Here is a 6,868-nt window from a genome sequence, read left to right as displayed (position 1 = left end):
AACGACACGAGGGGAAGAGATGCATCCCAAGTGCGAAGCACTGGCGAGGGCAACAATCGATCTCCTCCTCTCATTCAATTCCTCCAATTCCTCAAGGCTTTCGACTTCGATGCGTATCGCATTCGCCGCACTTGCCATCGCCTGCTCTTCGCCGGTCTGCCTGGCCGAGACGAATGTGCCGGCCTTCTTGACGAGTCGCGAGCCGGTGGCGGCCGATGCGGCGACGCCCCCCGACCACTGGTCGGCCACAGAAAACGTGCGTTGGAAGGTCGATGTGCCGGGGCTGGCCTGGTCGTCTCCCATCGTGTGGGGCAACCGTGTCTATCTCACCACCTGCGTCACGTTGGGCGAGAATCAAGAACCCAAGAAGGGGCTCTACCTCGAGGATCTCGACGCCAACAAGTATCCCGTCGACAAGAGCGTTCACGAGTGGAAGGTCCTCTGCTACGACCTCGACTCGGGCAGCCTGCTGTGGGAGCGCCTCTGTCATTCGGGCGTGCCCCCCAAGCCTCACCACATCAAGAACACGCTCGCCTCCGAAACGCCCACCACCGACGGCGAACGCATCTACGCCTACTTTGGCAACCTGGGGCTGTACTGCTTCACCATGGATGGCGAGCCGGTCTGGTCGTTGCCGTTCGAAGCCCGCGAAACGAATTACGGCTGGGGAACGAGCATCTCGCCGATCGTCTACCAGGGGCGTGTCTATATCGTGAACGACAACGAGGAATCGAGCTATATGGTCGCGCTCGATGCCAAGACGGGCCAAGAGATGTGGCGCGTTCCGCGCGAGGAGAAGACCAACTACTCGACGCCCTTTATTTGGGAAACGCCCGAGCGTACGGAGTTGGTTGTCTCGTCGATTGGTTATGCCCGCTCGTACGATCTCGAGGGCAAGTTGCTGTGGCAGATCAAGGGGCGCTCGATCCTGGCGATCCCCACCCCGTTCGAGCGCTTCGGCAATTTGTACCTCACCTCGGGGCACGTCGCTTGGGGCGAGAACCCGATGTACGTGATCAAGCCGGGCGCCGAAGGAGACCTTACTCCCAGCGAAGAGAAAGGGGCCGCGCTCAGTCCGCACCTGGCCTGGTACCAGCCGAAGGCAGGGCCGTATCACCCCACGCCGATCATCGTCGGCGAGCAGATCTACGTGCTCTACGATCGCGGTCTCATGGCCTCGTTCCACGCCAAGACCGGCGAGCCGGTCTATCCGCGCAAGCGCATTCCCGAGGGACGCGCCTTCACCAGCTCTCCCTGGACCTACGGCGACAAGATCTACTGCGTCAACGAGGATGGCGTGACCTTCGTCCTCAAGACCGGCCCCGAGTTCGAGGTGCTCTCCACGAACGCATTGCAGGAAGACGACATGTGCATGGCCACGCCCGTGATCGTGGGAGACAAACTGTTGATCCGCACGGCGGCGCGGCTCTACTGCATCGCGGCCGGGGCGGCGCCGACGGCGGTGGGGAGCAAGTAGCGGAAAGCTCGGAGATCGGAGATCGGCCCCGCAGCCTGTTAGCAGTCTGTTGAGTTTTTCAACGGACTGCTAGGCACGATCGGGTTGGTAGCGGGCCTGTGCCTCTTCGACCTGGCGGTAATACTCGCGGCGAGCGAGCGAGCCGGCGGCCGCTTCGTCGACGACGCAGACCACGTCGCGATGCAACTGCAGGGCGCTGGCCGTCACTTGGGCGGTGACCGGCCCCTCGATCGTGGCGGCAATGGCTTTGGCCTTGGATGCCCCGCAGGCCAGGAGCAGGCAGCGGCGCGATTCGAGGATCGTGCCCACGCCCATCGTGATCGCACAGCGAGGAACCTCTTCCTCGCTGCCGAAGAAGCGGGCGTTGTCGCGTACGGTTTCGGAGGTCAGCGTCTTCAGCCGGGTGCGGCTCCCCAGCGACGAGCCCGGCTCGTTGAAGGCGATGTGGCCGTCGCTGCCGATGCCGAGCAACTGCAAGTCGATCCCCCCTTCGTCGCGGATCATCCGCTCGTACTGCTCGCAGTGGGCGTCGAAGTCGAGCGCGCGGCCGTCGGGCACGTGCGTGTTGCGCACGTCGATATTGAGGTGATCGAAGAGGTTCTCCTGCATGAAATGCCGGTAACTTTGCGGGTGGGTCGGGTCGAGGCCGACATACTCGTCGAGATTGAAGCTGGCGACGCGCGAGAAGTCGAGCCCCCCTTCGCGGTGCAGGCGGATCAGCTCGCGGTACAACCCAACGACGGTCCCGCCGGTGGCCAGCCCCAGCACGCAGGTGGGACGGCGGCGGACGATTTCGGCCACGAAACGAGCCCCACGGCGGGCCACGGATTCGGCATCTTTCTCGACGATCACGCGCATAGAGGCTGTTTTCCGGGGATGAAAGCTGGCTAGGACGTTTGGAGCCGTCGGGTCTATAATTGCGGCGTTTGGCCGCTGCCGACGTGCCCGAGGGTGGGACGTTGGGGAATGCCGGCCACCGATCGGCGACGGAGCTCCGATGCGGACCATTGCAATCATCAATCAAAAGGGGGGCGTCGGCAAGACGACCACCTCGGTGAATCTGAGCGCGGCACTATCGGCGCTCGGCCGCCGCGTTTGCGTGCTCGATCTCGATCCGCAGGCGCACGCCACGCTGCACCTGGGCATCGCCCCCGGCCGCGACGATCGCTCGATCTACGACGTCCTGACCGGCTCGGCGTCGTTGGCCGACGTGCGCTGCCGCGTCTCCGACCAGCTCTGGGTCGTCGGCTCGCACATCGATCTGGCGGCGGCCGAGGTCGAGCTGGCGGGGGTCGTTGGCCGCGAAATGATTCTCCGCGACAAGCTGCGCGACGACCGCGAGGATTTCGATCTGCTGCTCGTCGACTGCCCCCCCTCGTTGGGCGTGCTGACGCTCAACGCCTTGTCGGCCGTCGACGAGGTGATCATCCCGCTCCAGCCTCACTTTCTCGCCTTGCACGGGCTGGGCAAACTGCTCGAAACGGTCGAGTTGGTGCGGCAGCGCATCAATCCGCGTCTGCGCGTCACGGGCATCGTACTGTGCATGTACGACGGCGCCACGAAGCTGGCCGCCGAAGTGGGGCAGGACATCGAAGATTTTCTGGCCCACGGGCGCGAGCAGCGCTCGCCCTGGTCGCAAGCGGTCTTGTTCCAGACACGGATTCGCAAGAACATCCGCCTGGCCGAGGCGCCCAGCTTTGGGCAATCGATCTTCGACTACGCGGCCGACTCGAACGGTGCGGCCGATTATTTGGCGCTCGCGCACGAGATCTTTCTCGAGCCTGGTCCGGCGGAAAGCTCCGCCTCGACGGCCGAGGAACCAGCCGCGTCGGGTCTCACTTCGTAGTCCGGCTATGCGGGTCGTGCGGCAGCTAGGCATTGCGCCGCGAAAGGCAAGCGCGTGTCTGTCAATTTATGCCGTCTTCAACGGCCGTAGTGTCGCTGTGCGTCTTAAGCGGCGCACTTCCTTTTCCGCTCGCAGGGCCTGATTTCAGGCCCTGTTTCGCGCTTTCGGCCCGCCGTGCGCACGGATCGTATCAAGGTTGCCGCCGGCCATGTTCCGAATCGTCGGATGGTACCGCCTGCACGCTTCCGGTGTTGCCGTAGGAATGGGTTTTGCGCCGCGCCGCTGAAATCTCGTATTCACGAGTGCGGTGGCGACGATGGGAAGCACTGGAACGGAATTTTGCCATAGGAGGCTCGCTCACGCGGCGCTTAGCGCGGGGGCGTTCCCCGACACAAACCGCACGGTTGTGCCGGCGCCAGCGAACTTGGCGGGTCTTCCCGAAAGGAGTCGGTATCGATGAGAATCTTCGCGCCTTTGTCTTGGGCGGCGGCCGCCTGCGTGTTGGGCGCCGCGGCCAGCGCGCCTGCACAGCAAGGTGGGGCAGCCCCCTCGTACCTGGCGGTGCCGGCCCCTGTCGGACAGTATGGGTTCACCGCGCAGCAGGCCCCCACGTCCGGCTATCCCGCGACGCAATCGTACACAGCGCCGGCGGGCTACTACGATCCCACCGAGCAGCCGGCTCCTCCGGCTCCGGTCCACGAGAACAAGTTCGACGAAGCGCTCAGCTCCGAGTGCTGTGACACTTGCCAACAATGCTGCGAAGCGCCCCGTTCGCTGTGGTTCGGCTCGGCCTACGGCCTGGTCATGACCCGCAGCAAGCCGAACCGCACCTGGTTCAGCGCCAACTCGACCAACTTCGACGACCAGTTGCTCAACGGCCAGGATGTGTCGGACGACTGGGGCGGCGGCGGCGGCTTCACCTTCGGCCGCGCCTTCTGCGGCTGCGGCGACGGCTGCAGCATGCCGGCGATCCAGTTCAGCTACTGGGGTCTCGGCCCGATGAATGACCAGGCGACCCTGACCGGCGGCTACTACAACACGCCGATCTACATGTCGCTCAATCCGTTGGGCGTGGGCATGGCCGACGACTACTTCGACGGCTCGCCCGAGCATCGCCTGACGCGCGCCAACGAAGTACACAACGTCGAGTTGAACCTGATCGAATACCCCGTCTTCAGCACCAACCGCACCTTCAATGTGAGCTGGTTGGCCGGTATCCGCTGGTTCAAGTTCCGCGATCACCTGATCTTCAGCGCCGTCCGCAACGGCTTCACCTACGGCGATGCGGAAAATACGGCCTTCTACGACGTGAACGTCGATAACAACCTGATCGGTGCCCAGTTGGGGGCGTACGCCAACCTGCAGCTCACCGATCGCTTGAGCATCTTCGCCACGCCGAAGTTCGGTATCTACAACAACTACATGACCCAGAACCAGTCGCTGTACCTGCTCCAGCAGAATGGTGCTCCGGGCTTCGATATCAACGCGAAGAAGAACGACGTGTCGTTCCTCACCGAAATCGATCTCGGTGTGAACTATCGCTTCTCGCGCTGCATCACGGCCTTTGTCGGCTACCGCGTGGTGGCGGCGACGGGCATCGCGTTGTCGGACGACCAGGTTCCCCCGTTCCTCAACGACTACCCCGAGATGGAACGCATCGAGTCGGATAGCTCGCTCGTCGTCCACGGTGCGACGGCCGGCCTGTGGTTTAACTACTAAACCGCAGCGTTCGCTCGAAACGAGTCATTCCCTCCCAGGCCGTGATCGGCAAGTGCCGGTCGCGGCCTGGATTTTTAATGTTCCCCTCTAAAGCAGGGCGGGGCACTGGGGGTGGCGTGGGCTTCAGCCAATGGCGGATGTTTGGCGAGTGCCCTTAGGTTTGTTGCGCGCTTCCAGGGCTTTGATGGAAGGATTCCGTGGCGGTCCGGTCTCCCGGGCATTGCCCGGGGCGACCTTTTATCGAGGCGGCAGCTTGAGCCGCGGATTGGCCAGGTCGAGCCGGTACATTATCTGGTTGTAGTCGTACAGCGGCGTCTGCACGGGCGCGGCGCCGAAGCTCTGCGTGTACGTCCCCTCGAAGTAGATCACGCGGCCTCCCTCTTCATCGAAGAACGGATGGTGCTTCGGGTTGTAGAACGAGTACTTGTCGTGCGTCACGATCTGGCGGGCTTCGGTCCAGGGACCCGTCGGCGCGTCTGCTTCGGCGTACCAGATTTCGCCCAGGTTCGACGTGGTGCCGCCGAGCTCGCCGAAGATCATCACCCAGCGGCGGCGGTGCTCGTTCCAGTAGGTCGAGCCACGATGCGCGACGACGTCTCGTCCTGACTCCACGTCGCGAAAGACGAAACGGGCTTCGTCTTGCTTGATCTGCTGCTGGCGGATCAAACGCTGCTCGGTAGCGCGGTCGAGCGCGGGCGCGTCGTGGCGCCACTGGTAATTCAATGTGCCGTCGGCCGCGCGATCGAGCCGCGGCTCCTTGAGGGTCGAGCCGGGCAACAGACAGGTAAAGGCCTCGTACTGCGCCAGATCGGCCAGCGACGCTGCGTCGGCCTTCACGCGCTGGAATGCATAGGGGTGGGCGAAGTAGACGTGGTTCACCCCGCTGTCGTCAACATGTTGAAACGTGTGCGCGCCGATGGGCTGAACCGGGCCATCCAAGGCGAAGGCCACGACCTTGTCGAACGTGTTCGTCTCGTCGTTGAAACGGACGAGTCCCCATTCGTAGACCTCGAGGAACTTGCGCACTTTGACGTAGTGGGCGAACATCTGCTCGCTGCCGTCCTCTGACTTAAGTACGGTGAGGGAACCGATCCACGTCGGCCCTTCGCCGGGAAGTTGTGCCGTGGGTCGGGCAAAACCGTCTTCGCCGACGAAGTATTGGAGATCGATCCCGACGGCAGGCCTCAATCCCCCGTTGGCCGGCAGTACCGAGGTGGCGCCCGGCACGTGAAAATTCCCCAATGGATAGCTGGGCCGATTCGTATCGCCCCAGAACCAGTGGATCTTGCCCCGATAGACGTCGCACACGACGCTGTCCGAGCCGAAAACCTGCGCGTTCAGCAGCGGTTGCTCGATGGGGGCCGCGCGTCCAAGCAATACGGTATCGCGATAGATGCCTCCGCCCGTGACGCGGTAGAGTCGCTCAGCGATATTGCGGCGATCGATCTCCAGACGTGCGTCCCCCCCGGGAGTCAGTTCGAGCTTGCGCCCCCGAAAACCGAATCCATCGGCGGGAAACTCGTAGCCGTGGCCGCGGACGTGAAAGTAGATCTCCTTTCCCAACAAGTCGGGCGCGGTGATTGCCACCAGCCCGTGACTATCGGTGACGAACCGCTGGTTGTTCACCGTTTCGAGTTCGATGAGGGGCACGCCACGCCCGGTCGTGGCATCGACGACTTCGATGGCGAAGGGTTCCATCGTTGGAACGGCAAAACACAGGGCAACAAGCGTCCGCAGACAGAGGGTCGCCATGATCAGGTACTCCGGGACTCGGCCGTAGCGTTTGTCACCATAAAAGCAGCTTCAAGCCTAAAAAGGGGAGAAGG

At 63.3% G+C, this 6,868-nt stretch carries 5 protein-coding genes; 3 read left to right on the top strand and 2 right to left on the bottom strand.

Going from position 1 to position 6,868, the window contains the following annotated elements:
* The first annotated feature begins 109 nt into the window (after positions 1-109).
* Entirely contained in the window at positions 110-1,477 is a 1,368-nt protein-coding gene (locus KF708_24825) for a PQQ-binding-like beta-propeller repeat protein (GenBank protein MBX3415929.1), read from the top strand.
* A 69-nt stretch (positions 1,478-1,546) separates the two neighbouring features.
* Here the strand turns inward: KF708_24825 and nagB are convergent, their stop codons facing one another.
* Positions 1,547-2,335 carry a glucosamine-6-phosphate deaminase gene (gene nagB, locus KF708_24820; GenBank protein ID MBX3415928.1) on the bottom strand — a complete coding sequence of 263 codons (789 nt, stop codon included), beginning with the start codon at positions 2,333-2,335 and terminating at the stop codon, positions 1,547-1,549.
* A gap of 139 nt (positions 2,336-2,474) precedes the next feature.
* On the opposite strand from nagB, the gene KF708_24815 reads away from it, so the two are divergent.
* Together KF708_24815 and KF708_24810 are read left to right on the top strand one after the other, a co-directional pair.
* Positions 2,475-3,323: a ParA family protein gene (locus KF708_24815; GenBank protein ID MBX3415927.1), complete on the top strand. Its 849-nt coding sequence runs from the start codon at positions 2,475-2,477 to the stop codon at positions 3,321-3,323.
* 456 nt (positions 3,324-3,779) lie between these two features.
* A complete protein-coding gene (locus KF708_24810; GenBank protein ID MBX3415926.1) occupies positions 3,780-5,042 on the top strand; it encodes a BBP7 family outer membrane beta-barrel protein in 1,263 nt (420 codons plus the stop codon).
* A 237-nt stretch (positions 5,043-5,279) separates the two neighbouring features.
* On the opposite strand, the gene KF708_24805 is transcribed toward KF708_24810, so the two are convergent.
* Positions 5,280-6,794, bottom strand: a complete 1,515-nt coding sequence (locus KF708_24805) for a hypothetical protein (GenBank protein MBX3415925.1) — start codon at positions 6,792-6,794, stop codon at positions 5,280-5,282.
* Between the last annotated feature and the right edge of the window lie 74 nt (positions 6,795-6,868).

It is taken from the genome of Pirellulales bacterium, assembly GCA_019636335.1.
In the GTDB taxonomy this organism is placed as follows: Bacteria; Planctomycetota; Planctomycetia; order Pirellulales; family JAEUIK01; genus JAHBXR01.
The sequence above is the reverse complement of the archived record's forward strand: the minus strand, read 5'-3'. Positions and strand labels throughout refer to the sequence as shown.

Coding starts and splice junctions, on each gene's coding strand:
- KF708_24825 (MBX3415929.1), top strand. CDS start 110: ATGCGTATCGCATTCGCCGCACTTGCCATCGCCTGCTCTTCGCCGGTC.
- nagB (MBX3415928.1), bottom strand. CDS start 2,335: ATGCGCGTGATCGTCGAGAAAGATGCCGAATCCGTGGCCCGCCGTGGG.
- KF708_24815 (MBX3415927.1), top strand. CDS start 2,475: ATGCGGACCATTGCAATCATCAATCAAAAGGGGGGCGTCGGCAAGACG.
- KF708_24810 (MBX3415926.1), top strand. CDS start 3,780: ATGAGAATCTTCGCGCCTTTGTCTTGGGCGGCGGCCGCCTGCGTGTTG.
- KF708_24805 (MBX3415925.1), bottom strand. CDS start 6,794: ATGGCGACCCTCTGTCTGCGGACGCTTGTTGCCCTGTGTTTTGCCGTT.